Source organism: Candidatus Ichthyocystis hellenicum (assembly GCF_001460935.1).
GTDB classification, from domain to species: Bacteria; Pseudomonadota; Gammaproteobacteria; order Burkholderiales; family 2013Ark19i; genus Ichthyocystis; species Ichthyocystis hellenicum.
In genome coordinates this window covers 1,762,925-1,778,647 of sequence record NZ_LN906597.1, presented here as the reverse complement: position 1 = coordinate 1,778,647, position 15,723 = coordinate 1,762,925, and the positions used below count along the sequence as shown (strand labels likewise).

Here is a 15,723-nt window from a genome sequence, read left to right as displayed (position 1 = left end):
TATGCGTAATGATGTGACCGTTTTCGTTGTAGATGATGATGAAGCTGTTCGTGATTCCTTCTCTTGGACCCTTGAGGGTGCAGGTTATGCTGTTTCTTGCTATTCTTCTGCGGACTCATTCTTGGAAAGTTATGACTCTTTGAAACCGGGTTGTTTGTTGTTGGATGTTCGTATGCCAGGTATGAGTGGCCTTGAGTTGCAGGAGGTTTTGCTATCTCGTTCTAAACCAGAAGATTTTCCTTTGCCAATAATTTTTGTTACCGGTCATGGTGATGTTCAGATGGCTGTGAAGACCATGAAGCGGGGAGCTGTGGATTTCATAGAAAAACCTTTCAAGGATACCGATCTTTTCGGCTTGATTGATCGTTCAATTGAACGTGCTATGTCTAGTTGGGAGGAAATTGGTTTTAGGGCTAAGAGTGTGCGTTTGCTGGATCAATTAACCCCGCGGGAGCGTGAGGTTCTCGACTGTGTTGTAGCTGGTAGGTTAAACAAGCAAATTGCCGACCAGTTAGGTATAAGCATAAAGACAGTTGAGGCTCATCGTTCTCATGTTATGAGTAAATTGGGTGCCCGCAGCGTTGCTGAGGCAGTTAGAATTGTATTGGGTCAGAATGTAAAAAAGAACAATAATATCCCTAGCGGCGGAAGTGGTATTTAGGTACATAGTTCCATGATAACGGGGGTGTGGTCAGATGGCCTGTCCTCTTTGCGAGGTTCTGCGTCTATGTAGCACTTGGTGATGTGGTTTCTGTGTTTTTTATCTATAAGGATGAGGTCTATGCGTGCGCCTTTGTTTTTTCTGAATGATCCACCTCTGTAATCCCACCATGAATATCGTATTTCTTCAGGGTTTATTTCCCTAAAAGCGTCAATAAATCCTATGTCAATGATATCTTGAAAACAAGATTTCTCTTCTGGAGTGCATAAAATAGTATTCTCAAATAGAGTATGGTCATAAATGTCCATTTCAGTTGGTGCAATGTTGAAGTCACCACATACTATGCACATTTTTTTAGATGATATTATTTTGCGCAAATATTGCGACAGTTGTTTGTACCACATCATCTTATATTCAAACGATGTAGATGATTTTTCCTTGCCGTTTGGACAGTACAAATTAATAAAATACCCATGAGTAGTTTCTATACCAATAGCACGCTTCTGTTCCTCGTTAAGCTCTGGCAGTAAGTTATGCTCAGATAAAATTGAATGTTTACTGAGTATTGCTACACCATTAAAAGTTTTTTGTCCCATCCAGTAGCAGTTGTATCCTTCTTTGTTGAATATATCTATTGGGAAATTATCATGTTGCATCTTAAGTTCCTGCAATCCAATAAAGTCAGGATTATGTTTATCTATCCATTTTAGTAGGTGTTGGAGACGAACATTAAGGGAGTTTAAATTCCAGGTTGCAATCTTCAATGTACTCATAGGAAACATGCCTAATTTTAGCTAATTCCGCTATGCTAACCCTTTTGTTGATAATGGTCATCATTTTTACAAAGGCTAAAAAGATATTACTCGTTTAAAATGGTGGTAGGATAATTTTTAAAGACACAACTGTCCCACAATATTTCTTTGTTTGTACTGTTATTTATGTTTCATTCAACGTTTGCTTTGGGAGACTTTACCTTTCCCATCTTAATTAATCCCCTATAAAACATGTCAGCTATTATTCCATAAGTGCTGGTTATGGCACAGTCTCCATAAAAAATATTGGGATGTTGCAACAACCTGCTGTTTTTCTTATTACTAAGATATATCATGGCTGAGTTGTGCTTTTTATCAATCAAGGTAAAAGTTCCTAGCCAACCAGTGTGGCATACGGCGTGTGGCTTGGGAATAATTCCAGTCATCATTTCGTATGGCTTTGTTCTGCGCCATAGCAATGAAAATTTTTCGTCAGCGCTTTTATTATCCATAAAGTGAGAGATAGTTTTGTCAGAGCACCATCTAAAGTTACCGTATTGGCCGCCATTCAACATCATCTGCGATATTATTGCCAAGTCTTCCACGCAAGAAAAGAGTCCAGCACTACCACTAATACCATCGAAGGAATAAAACGATGTTTCGTCTTGTACCTCTCCTTGTATGGTATCAGTACGTATGTTGGGAAATGAAATCGATCCATCACGCGTATTTCCGCAAGGTTCTGTTGCAGCGAAATAATTATTCGGTAAGTTAAGCTTTTGCTTAAGTAAGTAGCCAGTTCTCTCAAGAGATAATTTATTGTAAAGTTCATTCTCTACAAACAAATCTTCCCTGGTTTGAGTTACACGTTCGATTATCAATCCTAGTATGTAAGGTCCAATATCACTGTATAAAGTAGTTTTGTCTGGGTGATTAATTAATGGTACCAAGGGTAAGAGTGACATTGATGTTTCACGATCTTGACTGAATAGATCCCCTGATTGGTTGGGGCAATAAAAGTGATAGTTCGCAGGCAATCCGGACCGGTGCTGTAGTAGCATTCTTACAGTAACATCATTTTTTTTGCCACCGCTAAACTCAGGAATGTAATGGCTAACTTTCTCGTCAAGGTCTAACTGATTATCGTCAAATAGTTTCATGCAGCCTTGCATAGTTGCGTATATTTTTGTTAATGAAGCCAAATCATATATTGTGTCTACAGTTGCAGGTTCAGGTGATGGTATTTTGTTGTATCGATTCCAGATATTTTTATAACCATACGCCTTTTTAAAAATTATCTCCCCATCTAACATTAACAACAAAACTGCCCCAGTTAATCCTTGATTTATCGATACTTCCATAGCCCGATCAATATAAGACAGATCTTCCTCTGGGTAGGTTATTTCTGATCTTTTTTTTAGGACATTGTTCATCGGAATATAATCTAGTGCCATTGGCTCTCTCCGCCACATGTTATGTTAGCTGTTAGGGGCTACGTAATTGGAACAGATGCAGGTTACTAACCAAAAACACCATCCCATCAAAATCATGATTTTCTTATCGAAAGTGTTACACAAGAATTTACACAACCATTACGTTAGGGAATCATTCCTCATCCGAGCTATCGTCCTCGGATTCTACAATTTTTTGGACTTTAACTAAAGTATCTTTTCCAGACAAATTAATTAAGTTTACTCCTTGGGCTGAACGACCAACCTCACGAATTCCGTTTACACACAGACGTATTAGCACTCCGGAGAGAGTAATAAGCATAACTTCATCTCCAGGTGATACGAGGGCTGCCGACACAACCCTTCCGTTGCGCTTGGATTGTTGTATGGCGATAACGCCTTTAGTTCCACGACCGTGCCTTGGGTATTCTTCAATTAAAGTTCTCTTACCAAAACCGTTTTCCGTTGCAGCAAGAACAGCTATGTTTTCTTCCCTTTCCGTAACCAGCATGGTAATAACTTTTTGATCTGTTCCAAGAGTTATTCCCCTTACTCCACGAGCTGCTCGTCCCATTTTTCGTACATCTTGCTCAGAAAATCTTACTGCCTTACCAACGTCTGAGAATAGCATAACGTCTGAGTTACCCTCAGTAATTGCGACCCCAATCAAGTGATCCCCGTCGTCAAGGTTGATGGCAATTAATCCAGATCGACGTGGACTATTAAATTCTGATAGCGATGTCTTCTTGACCGTTCCCATGGAGGTAGCCATGAATACGAAATTATCCTCAGTAAATTCTTTGACAGATAAAATAGCGGTTATTTTTTCCCCTTCTTGGAGTTGAAATATGTTAACTATTGGTCTACCTCTGGATACTCTACTTCCCTGTGGAACTTCGTGCACCTTTACCCAGTAGCAACGTCCTCGGGTCGAGAAGCATAGAATGTAATCATGGGTGTTTGAAGTAAATACATGCTCTATGAAGTCCTGTTCCCTGGTTTTTGCGGCAATCTTGCCTTTTCCGCCCCTCTTTTGTGAGCGATAGTCGGATAGAGGTTGAGCTTTTATGTATCCAGCATGAGATAATGTAATCATCATATCCTGCGCTGGAATAAGATCCTCAGCACAAAAATCTTGTGTCGTTGTGACTATTTGGGACATGCGCTTATCACCGAACTCTTTTTTGGTACTACAGAGCTCATCCTTAATGATCTGATTTACACGCTCAGGTTTATCTAGGACATCAAGTAGATCGCAAATTGTGTCTACTATATTCTTGTAATCTCTGAAAATTTTATCTTGTTCCAACGATGTGAGTTTGGAGAGTTGCATGTCCAATATGGCTTTTGCTTGTGGGTCAGAAAGCAAATATCCATCTTTTCTTATTCCATAGCTGTTGCGTAGCTCCTCTGGCCGTATCAATTTCTCATCTATTTTACCAAGCATCTTTTCAATCAGTGACGATGGCCACGACTTTTTCATTAACGCTTCATGGGCTTCTTGACGAGATGAAGACGATTTTATAAGTGCAATGATCTCGTTTATGTTTGATAGAGCAACAGCTAATCCTTCAAGCAAGTGACCACGCTCACGGGCTTTTTTTAGATCAAATATGGTGCGGCGAGTTACTACTTCGCGACGATGTTCTATAAAGTACTGAATTATGTATTTTAGGTTCAGTACCTGCGGTTTTCCCTTGACTAGGGCAACGAAGTTCATTCCAAAAGAGTATTGTAGAGATGTCAGACGATACAAGTTGTTAGTTACAATTTCTGGGTTCTCTCCTCTCTTTAATTCCAGAACAACGCGCATACCATCGCGATCAGATTCGTCCCTTATGTCTGAAATTCCTTCCAGCTTTTTGTTGTTAACCAGGTCAGCAATTTTTTCCAACAAATTCTTTTTATTTACTTGATAAGGAAGTTCATCGATTATTATGGAGTTTCTATTGCCTTTTTCTAAATCTTCGAAATGAACTTTGGCTCTGATGATTACTCTGCCTCTTCCAGTACGGTATCCGTCATGGACACCCTGAGTGCCGTATATGATTCCACCCGTTGGAAAATCCGGAGCCGGCATTATTTTAATGAGGTCATTTATCGATATTTCAGGATTGTCAAGATAGGATAGGCAAGCATTTATAACTTCAGAAATTTGGTGTGGTGGGATGTTAGTAGCCATGCCAACAGCTATTCCTGACGATCCGTTAACCAACAAATTGGGGATTCGAGCTGGTAGTACTAGTGGTTCAACCTCGGAGTTGTCATAGTTTGGGCCGAAGTCTACTGTTTGACTGTCGATATCAGTCATGAGTTCTTGACCGATACGAGATATGCGTATTTCCGTGTAACGCATTGCCGCGGCGTTGTCTCCATCTACAGAACCGAAGTTTCCTTGTCCGTCTATCAGTGTGTAACGCAAGGAGAACTTTTGTGCCATTCTTACTATCGTGTCATATACTGCCGAATCGCCGTGAGGGTGGTACTTACCTATAACATCACCAACTATGCGAGCAGACTTTTTGTGAGGTTTATTCCACACGTTGTTTAGTTGGTTCATGGCATACATTATTCTTCTGTGAACTGGTTTTAGGCCGTCCCTGACGTCTGGAAGAGCACGTCCCACGATGACGCTCATGGCGTAATCCATGTACGACGATTTCATCTCTTCCTCGAGGCTGACTGATATCGTTTCTTGTGCAAAAGGTTTCATGATGATAGACACTTTTAGAAGTTTAACGTTACGCCACTTACACTTTGCGTGTAGTTGCCCGATTATCTAATTAACCCACAAGTGATGAATTTTATCTCTTACACCAATTTGGCTAAACTACAAGTTCGATTAATTTATATCATAAGTTAATTGTTCAGACGAGAAAATGGGTATGTATGTTTAAACAAGCATTGAAATTATGGTCCATTGTTGTTGCTGCTGGTACTGGAAGCAGATTTTGCCAAGATCTGCCCAAAGGGCAGAGTATGAAATCTAAACAATATCAGCTTGTTGGCGGACATCCAATGACTGCATACTCTCTGTATACCATATCTCGATTTTTGAGCACCGAGGGTATTGTACTAGTTTTGCCTGAGGATGGGGAGTGCGAGAGAGAAATTGAATTTTGGAGATCGTACACCGGTTCTGTGCCATTGTTTTTGTGTAAGGGAGGTAATACTAGGGCAGAAAGTGTTCAATGTGGGTTGCGTATCATCTCTAATTGCGCAGATAGTGATGATTGGGTAGCTGTTCACGATGCTGCACGTCCGGCATTGATGTTTGATGATTGCCAATCTTTAACAAAGGCCCTGTTAAACCAAGGTATTATGGGTGCCTTTTTGGCTTCTCCTGAAGTTGATTCACTGAAGGAATTTAGTGATGGTGGTGGACTCAACAGATCAGTGTCCAATGACCGTATTTATCGTGCCCAGACTCCGCAGATTTTTCGCTATACTACTCTTGTTGAATCACTATCTGCTGTTCCAGATGCATGTGATGAGGTTTCTGCAGTTGAGTTTCTGCATGGGAGCGAATTAATTTATCCAGTAATTATCGCGCCTCATAACATAAAGGTTACCTATAGCCACGATTTAGAAGCAGTTAAGTTACATCTTTGGTTTCACCCCCTGTACCAAAAGCCACTTATTCGTGTTGGTTATGGTTACGATTCCCATCGCTTATCTGAGGGATTGCCGTTGGTAGTAGGAGGTGTTTGTATACCTTATCCTCGTGGCTTAATTGGGCATTCTGATGCCGATGTTTTGTTGCATGCATTGATGGATGCCCTATTGGGTGGGTGTGGTAAAGCTGACATAGGTCATTATTTTCCGCAAACTGATGATAGTTATAAGGATGCGAATTCACTGCAACTTCTTACGATTTTGTATCGCGATGTAATTTTTCCGTACAGAGTCATCAATATTGATGCAACTATTATTGCAGAAGAGCCACGTTTTTCACCTTTTGTTGAAGGTATGAAGGACAATATTTCTAAGGCTTTGGGTATTGATCAATCGTGTATAGGAATAAAATGCAAGACCGCCGAATCCATGGGTGCGTTGGGTAGAAAAGAGGGTATAGTAGCTCAGGTGGTGGTTTCTTTGTGGCAGTGTTAGTATTATTTTGTCTCTGAAACAACATATTATAGGTCATAATGCAAGTTAATTTGTCAATGCGGCGTCTTTCATGAAACAATCGTGGGGCGGTTTTTTTGTACCTTTTTGGAGTTTTGCGATGATGAGAGTGAAGTTAACGTATTCTACGGCGTTTGCTCTGGGTTCTCTGCTGTTTTTGATTTTTTCTTCTTTCGGGGCGTTGGCCCTTACTGGATCCCAGGATGGTGCTTATGTGCGTGATGGCGCTTCTCGTCCTGTGCGTGATGCTGGTTCCAATTGTGTTCGTGCCTCTTCTTGGTCCCCTCTTGGGCGTACTCCGGACTGTGATCCTGAGTACTTCAAGAAATCTGAATCTACTGCAATGTCTACTCATGATGAGCCGGCTGCTGAGGCTAAGGTAATTTACAAAAAACCAGTTGTTCCGCCTAGTAGGTCCCAGGAGCGTGTTATTGACCACAAGCTTACCTTGTCTGCTAGTACCTTCTTTGATACCTCATCTTCGATGATACGTGGCTCTAGTCATAGAGTTTTGGATGGTTTGGTTGATTTTTTGAAGCAAGTGAAAATTGAGGTTGTGGTCGTTACCGGATACACAGATTCTCGTGGTTCTGATGCTCTTAATACTAAGTTATCCCGTGATCGTGCTAATGCTGTGCGTAAATATTTGATTAAAAAGGGAATTGATCATTCTAGTATATATGCGGAAGGAAAATCTAAGTCTGATCCTGTAGCTACTAACATGACAGAGGATGGTAGGTCACGCAATCGTCGTGTTCAGGTAGAGATCATAGGTGTTACTTCTGTAGATCCTAAATCTATCAACCGTAATAGTTTTATAGATAATCACCGCACAAAAGATTCTGCCCACATCAAAGGCAATTAGTAAATATTTTTTGGTTTTGATAAAAAGCTCTTCTAAAAAATTTAGGGGGGCTTTTTTGTTTTTGAGGTAGTCTTGATGGATGTTTTTGATGATCTTAGTTCCGTATGGTGGGATGATCAGGGACCTATGAAGGTTCTTCATCATATTAATCCTGTTCGAATGGCATTTATCAATTCGATTATTTCTTTACAGGGGAAATTAGTTCTGGATATTGGGTGCGGCGGTGGAATTTTATCTGAAAGCTTGGTCAGGTCAGGAGCTGAGGTTATTGGTGTTGATAGGTCTTCTTCTTTAATAGATGTTGCTAAGCTTCATGCTGCATCTGAGCTTTTGGCAATAGACTACAAGCACGCAACTGTGGACGACCTCCTGGAGACACATAAGGATAGTTTCGACTGTATAGTTTGTATGGAAGTTATAGAGCATGTCAGCTCACCTCGTGTTTTTATTGGTCAGTGCATTAAATTGCTCAAAGAAGGTGGGTATATAATATTGTCTACCATAAACCGTACTGCTAAATCGTATTTCTTAACTATCGTGATTGCAGAGTATATCTTAAGTATAATAACTCGCGGAACTCATGATTGGTCTTGTTTTATAAAACCGAGTGAATTATCTGTGTGGTTGGAGGAATATGGTCTGTTAGTAAGGAATGTAAAGGGGTTACATTATAATCCTATGACTCATTCTGCTTCTTTATCTTCATCGGTAGATGTCAATTACTTTATGGTTGCTCAAAAATGAAACTAGGTTGGGATGCTATTCTTTTTGATCTTGATGGGACGCTAGTAGATACAACATCTGATTTACGTGCTGCTTTGAATAAGCTTTGTGAAGATAGAGGTATTGATACTGTGACTCAGGAGGATTTTCTCTCCTATACTGGTCAGGGAGTTAACAAAATCCTGGAGAGATTTTTGGGTATTTCCCAAAAAGATAGTGAGTTTAAGGATATTAAGAATAGATTTCTGTCGTTCTATACCGATGTGGATCACGGGCAGAGCGATTTTTTTCCAGGCATAAGGGGTATTATCGCTAATATTGAAGGACTGGTTGTTCCATGGGGTATTGTTACTGGAAAATGGCGTAGTTTGACTATTCCTTTATTGGATCACATAAATTTGAATTGCCCATGTGTTGTCTGTGGGGACGATGTTTTGCATCCTAAACCATCTCCGGATTCTTTGCTTAAGGCAGCAGATATTTTGAATAGTGATCCTTCTAAGTGCATATATATTGGTGATGGTTTGTGTGATTATGAAGCTGCTAGTGCTTGTAATATGGAGTTTTTGGGTGTTTTGTGGGGGTACCAAAGAGATGTGTTGTTGGAAAGGGCAGTTTCTAATTTAGTGTCATCGGCCAAAGAGCTTAGCGATTTTCTTTTTAAATAGCGATGAGATTTATATAGTTTTAGTAAATTGAATGTGAAGTTGTGATTATGGTACAATGTAGTCTGTACTTGTTCTTTTTGGGGGACGACCTGGTTTCGACGTGGGTTGCAGAGCAGTTGAGGGCATGTCGTGGGCCGGTTATCCACGTAAATACAGCCGGAAGGCAAATATAACTGCCAACGATGAAACCTTTAGTATTAGTGAGGAACTTGCCGCTTAATAACCGGTGTTCCTTCCGCTGCACCGCTTTGCGCATGGGGTGGGTGTGTGGAAACATGCACAGCAGTGTCATATTAGTGCGATAAGGTGGGCTGAATCTGTGGCGGCTCTTCCCGACAATTTAGCAGATAGCGTGTTCCAGCGTTTGCGCGCCGGTGCTGGGCATGTGACCTTAACGGCGTTGCTAAGCATGTAGATCTTGCTGTAAAGTGCTTGCGGACGGCGGTTCGATTCCGCCCGTCTCCACCAACTTCTTTTCGTGTTTATCTCTTGGATTTTTCTACTTGATCGTGCAATATAGTTTTTGTGTGGTTTTGTTTGTGGAACTACCTTGTCCGGTTTTTGTCAATTTGTTGCATTTGTAGAGGGTTTGATAATAATTACAGTAATAGTGGTTTACCTCTGTTGTTTTTTTGAAATGTGTACTTATCTATTATTGTTGCTTAAGTTCTTAAAATTGCTTTTCTCGACTGTTATTGTTAAAAGGAGCATACGGTATGATGGCTAGGGTCTTGTCTGCGGTTTTGTTTTGCTCGATGTTTTTTTCCCAAAATGTTTTGGCATCAAGGTTTAGTCTCCATAGTGCAGATATGGCTACTAATAAAATTATGAATATTAAGCAGGTTTTTAATCGTTTTGGGTGTCATGGTGGTAATTTGTCTCCCCAGCTATCATGGTCTTACGAGCCCGTTGGTACCAAAAGTTTTGCTATTACCGTCTATGATCCTGATGCTCCTACCATTAGTGGTTGGTGGCACTGGTTGTTGGTAGATATTCCGCCTTCTGTTCATAATGTGGATACAGGTGCTTCTTCTTTAGGGAAGTTACCTAAAGGTTCGTTCGAGATTCGTAATGATTATGGATTAAAGAACTTTGGTGGTCCTTGTCCCCCATCCGGTGAAAAAAGACACCGTTACATCTTTACTGTTTGGGCGCTTAAAGTTTCTAAACTCCCAATTAAGAAAGACTCTACTGCTGCTATGGCTGGATTTTCTCTTGTTTCCAACTCCATAGGTAAAGCGGAGTTAGTTCCGTTCTACAGGCGTTAAGATTTCCATGTTGCAGGTCTATTTGTTTTGTGTATCCTAGTTGTTCATGTTTGTATAATGTCGTATTTTTTTGTATTGATTGGTGGTTTTTATGGCACAGGATGGTGATAGAAAGTTGGTTATGACGACTACAACTGGTTCTCCAGTTGCGGACAATTCTAATTCAGTTACCGCAGGACCTAGGGGTCCTGTTCTTATTCAAGATTGGCATTTGCAGGAAAAGTTGGCTCACCAAAACAGGGAGCGTATTGCAGAGCGTATTGTTCATGCTAAGGGTTGGGGAGCTTATGGTACTTTTACTGTAACTAAAGATGTTACCTCCTATACTTGTGCTGATTTTTTGAAAGAAGTAGGTCGTAAGACGTATGTTTTGGCTCGATTCTCAACTGTTGCTGGGGAGTTAGGTGCAGCAGATGCTGAGCGTGATGTTCGTGGGTTTGCTTTGAAATTCTATACAAATCAGGGAAATTGGGATATGGTGGGTAACAATACTCCTGTATTTTTTATCCGTGATCCGCTTAAATTTCCTGATTTTATTCATACTCAGAAACGTCATCCTAAGACCAATCTTCGGTCTCCTACTGCAATGTGGGATTATTGGTCTGCTTCCCCTGAGAGTTTGCATCAGGTTACAATATTATTTTCAGATCGTGGATTGCCACAAAGCCCTCGGTTTATGAATGGTTATGGTTCTCACACTTTTTCTTTTTGGAATGAAAAAGGTGAGCGTTATTGGATAAAAATACACTTTAAGACAAACCAGGGACATAAGTTTTTCACTAACTCTGAAGCTTCTGAAGTTATTGGTCGTTCTCGTGAGAGCTATCAGGAGGATCTTTACTATTCTATCGAAAATGGTGAGTTTCCTAAGTGGACGATGTATGTTCAGATTATGGATGAAAAGGAAGCTGAGAAAGTTAAATTTAATCCATTCGATTTGACTAGAGTTTGGTACCACAAGGACTATCCACTTGTTGAGGTCGGTACTTTAGAATTGAATCGTAATCCCGATAACTACTTCTCTGAAATTGAGAATGCTGCTTTTTCTCCTTCCAGTGTTGTTCCTGGTATTGGATTTTCTCCTGATAAAGTACTACAGGCACGTTTGTTCAGTTATCCTGATGCTCATCGTCATCGCTTGGGTACTCACTACAACATGATTCCTGTGAATCGTCCTCGTTGTCCAGTTCATACCTATAATCGTGACGGTCAGATGTGTTTCTTTGATAATGCGCCTTATAAGGATGCGTACTACGAACCAAATAGCTTTAATGGTCCAGTGGCTGATCCAGAGTTTCGTGAGCCCCCATTAAAAATTTCTGGGGATGCTGATTCTTTTGATGGTGCTGACGGTTGTGATAACTATGAACAACCAGGTAAATTATTCTCAATAATGAGTCCCGATGAGAAAAAGCGCCTAGCAACCAACATTGCGGAGTCTATGAAAGGTGTTCCGGCCGAGATTATATGTAGACAACTCGCACACTTCGACCGTGCCCACAGTGACTACGGTAGTATGGTTAGGGCATCTCTTGAATTGCTGAAAATTGCATTTTAGAAAATAAGACCGAGAGGAGAAGTCAGTAAACCAGCTCCTCCTCTTGGAAGATGCGGCCAATTATGATTTACCGGACGGAATTTTTTGCGCCTGATGTGGTGTTTTCGCCATCGTGGGATTGTTTTTTAGCGGCTGGTTTAGTCTTTTTTCCTTTTCTGAGAGTTTCAGCAGGAGCCTTGTCGTTTTCAGAACTTGGGTTGACGCTAGCTGATTCTTCCTTGGCTTTTTGCATATCATCTGGTTTTTCATCAACTGAAGGCGATGTTGTGGCAATAGACTGACTGGGTGACGAGGAAGTAGAGGAAGAATCATCCATCCAATCACATCCAGCAAGTGTGATAATCACAGCAGACAAAACAACCACTCCAAAGGCTTTCTTCATTACAAACACTCCCCTCTATACGGACGAACACAAAATATCTGCGCTCGTGTTCAATTAATACCCAAACTAAAGAGGGCTAATAGTATAACCTGGTAGAGGAAATGTAAAGATCGAAAATTATTTGCTATGTGGTAATAGTTTACGTCTTTTCAGTCAGTGCACGACATTCCCGAACCGCTGGGTCCGATAATTAGGCTGGATGGATCAACGGGAGAAGGCATTAAGCCGCTATCTGATCCTCCAGTTACAGGTCCGATAGTTCCTGTAGGGGTGGTAACAGTTCCCTCCACTGTTTTCTCCGGAGAGCAAGATATTCCTACGAAAAATGCACATACAATTAGAAAAACGCATGCCCAAAATTTTTCTGATGTAATTTGTTTCATGGGTGACGTGTCCCTGGCGATATCTACGCGGTGATTAATTTGAAATAAATAGTAAAAATAGCTAATCATAGTAAAGATTTACTAACGTCATTTTTCCAAGTTGCCAATAACTCCAAAGCTTCTCTAGGTGTCAAATCATCTATTGATATATCCAATATCTTTCCTATGATATCACTGTGAATTTTAGAGATAATTTTATCGTTTACGCTTGTGCTGTCTTTCATGTCTGAGCTGACGTCACTTTTCAGCGTAATGCTGTAATTTTTTTCTCGTTCCTTAAGTAATTTCTGAGCATAGCATACTGTTTTACCTGGAATTCCAGCTAAAGAGGCAACGTGTATACCGTAACTCTTTTGAGAAACACCGTCTTGTACTGTATGCAAAAACACAATTTTGTCTGGCGTTTCTTCTACACATAAGTGAATGTTAACAGCTTGTTGATACTCTATTATCGCATGTGTTAGTTCAAAGTAATGTGTTGAAAACAAACATAGAGATTTGTTGATCTCAATTAAATGCTTCATTATAGCTTGTGCTAGTGATAGTCCGTCGTATGTAGATGTTCCACGTCCGATTTCGTCTATCAATAGCAAGCTGTTTGGTGTGGCCTGTCTTAGAATTCTTGCCATTTCAGACATTTCGACCATGAATGTAGATTGCCCGCTAGAAAGGTTATCAGATGCACCAATGCGGGTCATTATGCGGTCGATAGCTCCAATTTTAGCTGATTTTACTGGTACGAAGCTGCCACAGTAAGACAGTAAAACTAATATGGCAGTCTGACGCATATAAGTCGATTTTCCCCCCATGTTTGGACCAGTGATCATTAAAAACTTCCTGTCCAAAGACAAATTAATGTCATTAGGAATAAATTGATCAACGTGCTGTTCTATTATGGGGTGTCTTGCTTCTACAGCTTCTAGATGAGTGGATGAACAAAATTCAGGGCGAGTGTATTTGTGGTGATGTGCTACGTATGCAAAAGAGCAAAGACCGTCAAGCGATGACAGAGATTGAGCACACATCTGTAGCTCTTTGATAAAGTTTTGGCAAGAATCAAGGAAATTGTCGAATATTTCTCGTTCTTTTTCCAGTGACTTAGTTTGAGCTAATGCTGTTTCACGTTCAAGGTTTATCAACTCTTCCGTTGTAAATCTTTCTGCATTTTTAAGTGACTGCTTTCTTTGATAATCGGATGGTACTTTATTTAAGTGCGAAGGCGTAACTTCTATGTAGTAGCCATAAAGTCGATTGTACTCAATCTTCAGCGATGGTATCTGTGTTCTTTCTCGTTCCTGGTCACGCAATTTATGAATATACAATTGTGTATTTTTATTTAGATTTCTATAGTGATCTAACTCTTCGTTGTATCCATCTCTTATAACTCCACCCTCTCTAACAAATGCAGACGGTTCTTCAGCAATAGTGTTTTCCAGGATGTGGACGAAATTATCAGAAAGTAGAAAATGGGGGAGCATTTCCTCTATTATTCTGGGGATTGGTTCAGAATTACGAATATGACCAAATACTTTAGGAAGTTCACGGACAGTTTGTCGCAAAGAGGCGATTTCTTTTGGACGGGCCGTTTTTAAAGCCAGTCTTGCTGCTATTCGCTCTATGTCTGCCGTGTTTTTCAATAAATTCTGAACGGTTTCATAATGTTTTTGTTGAGCTAAGTTAGTTTGTAATAGCCATTCAATAGCGTCATGACGAGAAGATGCTACCGACTGATCTCGTACTGGATGTTGCAGTGCATTTTTTATCCATCTGCTCCCAGAAGAAGTTACACAGTTATCAAATAACCAAAATAGGGTATGGTTACTTTTTCCATTTAAACTATGCGTTATTTCTAAGTGCATCCTGGTTTTTTCATCAAGTAAGATGTATCTATCTGTATTTTCTCGTACAATTGTGTTAACGTGCTGTCCTATTTTTTTCTGAGTTTTCATCATGTAGCACAGCAGTGAATATGCTGATCCTGTGATAATGTCACGTCTACCAATGTCAAAACAATCAAGCGACTGCAGTGAGAAGTGTTGGCATAGACGGTCATATCCGTGTTCAGAATCAAACGACCAGTCATCCACTCTTGTTATTACATACTGTGTCGGATCAATTTCAATGTCGGCATACTCAGACAAGATTATTTCAGCTGGACGTATTGTATTTAAGTAATCAAAAATATTTTCTGATTTTATTTCAAGTACATGTATAACCCCTTGAGTAAGAGATAGCCAAGCTAAACCTAACTTATTATTTATCTTATGAATGGCTAGTAGGCAGCAATTGGATTTGGCTTCAAGAAGTTGGTTGTCTGTAATTGTTCCAGGTGTAACTACCTGAGTTATTTCTCGATCAGTTATTACTTTTCCCTTAACCTTTCTTTGTCCTACTTGATCGCAAATAGCTACCTTGTTTCCAGTTCTTACTAATTTTGCTAGATACTGCTCTAGCTGATGAGATGGTATTCCCGCCATGGGTATGCGTGATCTAGAGGTTAAGGTTATCCCAAGTATTGCAGAGCATCGCACCGCATCATCGAAGAAAAATTCATAAAAATCCCCTATTCGGTACATCAAGAATGCGTCAGGGTAACTTTTTTTTAGGTCCATGTAATGTTGCATGGATGGAGAAAGAACAACACTATCGGTGGTAGTGGTCATAGCTTATATCAATACTGGGAGGAGTTTAACAATGCCATCATTCTTAATTAAAGTAAAGAATTGCTTTGTATGTCAAGTATGTTACAACTTATTCATTGCTCGATAGGGTCTATTTTCTATTTTCTATCACTAAAGGTCTAGTTATTGTATTTATGTAGTGTGGGAAAAAATTGAATTTGTAACTGTCTACGTTTCTTATTGGCAAAAATAGTTGGGGGTTA

At 40.1% G+C, this 15,723-nt stretch carries 13 protein-coding genes and 1 other RNA gene; 8 read left to right on the top strand and 6 right to left on the bottom strand.

Translation table 11 applies throughout. The features are described 5' to 3' along the window. The first annotated feature begins 1 nt into the window (after position 1). Entirely contained in the window at positions 2-661 is a 660-nt protein-coding gene (locus Arg41_RS06825; protein ID WP_092343359.1) for a response regulator transcription factor, read from the top strand. On the opposite strand, the gene xth is transcribed toward Arg41_RS06825, so the two are convergent. The 3 genes from xth to gyrA all read right to left on the bottom strand — a co-directional run bounded on the left by xth (position 658) and on the right by gyrA (position 5,577). After that, positions 658-1,434 carry an exodeoxyribonuclease III gene (gene xth / locus Arg41_RS06820; RefSeq protein WP_157722316.1) on the bottom strand — a complete coding sequence of 259 codons (777 nt, stop codon included), beginning with the start codon at positions 1,432-1,434 and terminating at the stop codon, positions 658-660. The two genes, Arg41_RS06825 and xth, sit on opposite strands and share 4 nt — an antisense overlap. Positions 1,435-1,604: 170 nt before the next feature. Next, complete coding sequence (locus tag Arg41_RS06815) at positions 1,605-2,885, bottom strand: serine hydrolase (RefSeq protein ID WP_092490636.1); 1,281 nt, start codon at positions 2,883-2,885, stop codon at positions 1,605-1,607. Positions 2,886-3,018: 133 nt separating this feature from the next. Continuing rightward, positions 3,019-5,577, bottom strand: a complete 2,559-nt coding sequence (gyrA, locus tag Arg41_RS06810) for a DNA gyrase subunit A (RefSeq protein ID WP_092343356.1) — start codon at positions 5,575-5,577, stop codon at positions 3,019-3,021. Between the two features lie 176 nt (positions 5,578-5,753). Here gyrA and ispF point away from each other — a divergent pair, with 176 nt between their 5' ends. The 7 genes from ispF (at position 5,754) to Arg41_RS06775 (ending at position 12,074) form a co-directional block, all read left to right on the top strand. Continuing rightward, a complete protein-coding gene (gene ispF / locus Arg41_RS06805) occupies positions 5,754-6,974 on the top strand; it encodes a 2-C-methyl-D-erythritol 2,4-cyclodiphosphate synthase (protein WP_092343355.1) in 1,221 nt (406 codons plus the stop codon). Between the two features lie 70 nt (positions 6,975-7,044). Next, positions 7,045-7,857, top strand: coding sequence for an OmpA family protein (locus tag Arg41_RS06800; RefSeq protein ID WP_092343354.1), 813 nt, complete (start codon positions 7,045-7,047; stop codon positions 7,855-7,857). Between the two features lie 75 nt (positions 7,858-7,932). Then, positions 7,933-8,601 (top strand): bifunctional 2-polyprenyl-6-hydroxyphenol methylase/3-demethylubiquinol 3-O-methyltransferase UbiG, encoded by a 669-nt coding sequence (ubiG, locus tag Arg41_RS06795; RefSeq protein ID WP_092343353.1) that lies wholly within the window; start codon positions 7,933-7,935, stop codon positions 8,599-8,601. After that, a complete protein-coding gene (locus Arg41_RS06790; protein ID WP_092343352.1) occupies positions 8,598-9,248 on the top strand; it encodes an HAD family hydrolase in 651 nt (216 codons plus the stop codon). Before ubiG ends, Arg41_RS06790 begins: the two co-directional genes overlap by 4 nt. Positions 9,249-9,328: 80 nt before the next feature. Continuing rightward, positions 9,329-9,716, top strand: a transfer-messenger RNA (tmRNA) gene (ssrA, locus tag Arg41_RS06785). Positions 9,717-9,964: 248 nt separating this feature from the next. Beyond that, on the top strand, positions 9,965-10,516 hold the full coding sequence (locus tag Arg41_RS06780) for a YbhB/YbcL family Raf kinase inhibitor-like protein (RefSeq protein ID WP_092343351.1): 552 nt from the start codon (positions 9,965-9,967) through the stop codon (positions 10,514-10,516). Positions 10,517-10,607: 91 nt separating this feature from the next. Further along, positions 10,608-12,074 carry a catalase gene (locus Arg41_RS06775; RefSeq protein WP_092486792.1) on the top strand — a complete coding sequence of 489 codons (1,467 nt, stop codon included), beginning with the start codon at positions 10,608-10,610 and terminating at the stop codon, positions 12,072-12,074. 67 nt (positions 12,075-12,141) lie between these two features. Here Arg41_RS06775 and Arg41_RS06770 read toward each other — a convergent pair whose 3' ends face one another. The 3 genes from Arg41_RS06770 to mutS all read right to left on the bottom strand — a co-directional run bounded on the left by Arg41_RS06770 (position 12,142) and on the right by mutS (position 15,502). Then, the gene (locus Arg41_RS06770; RefSeq protein WP_092343350.1) at positions 12,142-12,456 is read right to left on the bottom strand and encodes a hypothetical protein; all 315 of its coding nucleotides are present in this window, start codon (positions 12,454-12,456) and stop codon (positions 12,142-12,144) included. Between the two features lie 149 nt (positions 12,457-12,605). After that, a complete protein-coding gene (locus tag Arg41_RS06765; RefSeq protein WP_092486795.1) occupies positions 12,606-12,839 on the bottom strand; it encodes a hypothetical protein in 234 nt (77 codons plus the stop codon). Positions 12,840-12,904: 65 nt separating this feature from the next. After that, positions 12,905-15,502, bottom strand: a complete 2,598-nt coding sequence (gene mutS, locus Arg41_RS06760; protein ID WP_092490635.1) for a DNA mismatch repair protein MutS — start codon at positions 15,500-15,502, stop codon at positions 12,905-12,907. Positions 15,503-15,723: the final 221 nt, after the last annotated feature.

What these genes read in the sequence shown, in the direction of transcription:
- mutS (WP_092490635.1), bottom strand. Translation starts at nt 15,502, where the DNA reads ATGACCACTACCACCGATAGTGTTGTTCTTTCTCCATCCATGCAACAT.
- Arg41_RS06800 (WP_092343354.1), top strand. Translation starts at nt 7,045, where the DNA reads ATGAAACAATCGTGGGGCGGTTTTTTTGTACCTTTTTGGAGTTTTGCG.
- Arg41_RS06770 (WP_092343350.1), bottom strand. Translation starts at nt 12,456, where the DNA reads ATGAAGAAAGCCTTTGGAGTGGTTGTTTTGTCTGCTGTGATTATCACA.
- xth (WP_157722316.1), bottom strand. Translation starts at nt 1,434, where the DNA reads ATGAGTACATTGAAGATTGCAACCTGGAATTTAAACTCCCTTAATGTT.
- Arg41_RS06815 (WP_092490636.1), bottom strand. Translation starts at nt 2,885, where the DNA reads ATGTGGCGGAGAGAGCCAATGGCACTAGATTATATTCCGATGAACAAT.
- Arg41_RS06775 (WP_092486792.1), top strand. Translation starts at nt 10,608, where the DNA reads ATGGCACAGGATGGTGATAGAAAGTTGGTTATGACGACTACAACTGGT.
- gyrA (WP_092343356.1), bottom strand. Translation starts at nt 5,577, where the DNA reads ATGAAACCTTTTGCACAAGAAACGATATCAGTCAGCCTCGAGGAAGAG.
- Arg41_RS06765 (WP_092486795.1), bottom strand. Translation starts at nt 12,839, where the DNA reads ATGAAACAAATTACATCAGAAAAATTTTGGGCATGCGTTTTTCTAATT.
- ispF (WP_092343355.1), top strand. Translation starts at nt 5,754, where the DNA reads ATGTTTAAACAAGCATTGAAATTATGGTCCATTGTTGTTGCTGCTGGT.
- Arg41_RS06790 (WP_092343352.1), top strand. Translation starts at nt 8,598, where the DNA reads ATGAAACTAGGTTGGGATGCTATTCTTTTTGATCTTGATGGGACGCTA.
- Arg41_RS06825 (WP_092343359.1), top strand. Translation starts at nt 2, where the DNA reads ATGCGTAATGATGTGACCGTTTTCGTTGTAGATGATGATGAAGCTGTT.
- ubiG (WP_092343353.1), top strand. Translation starts at nt 7,933, where the DNA reads ATGGATGTTTTTGATGATCTTAGTTCCGTATGGTGGGATGATCAGGGA.
- Arg41_RS06780 (WP_092343351.1), top strand. Translation starts at nt 9,965, where the DNA reads ATGATGGCTAGGGTCTTGTCTGCGGTTTTGTTTTGCTCGATGTTTTTT.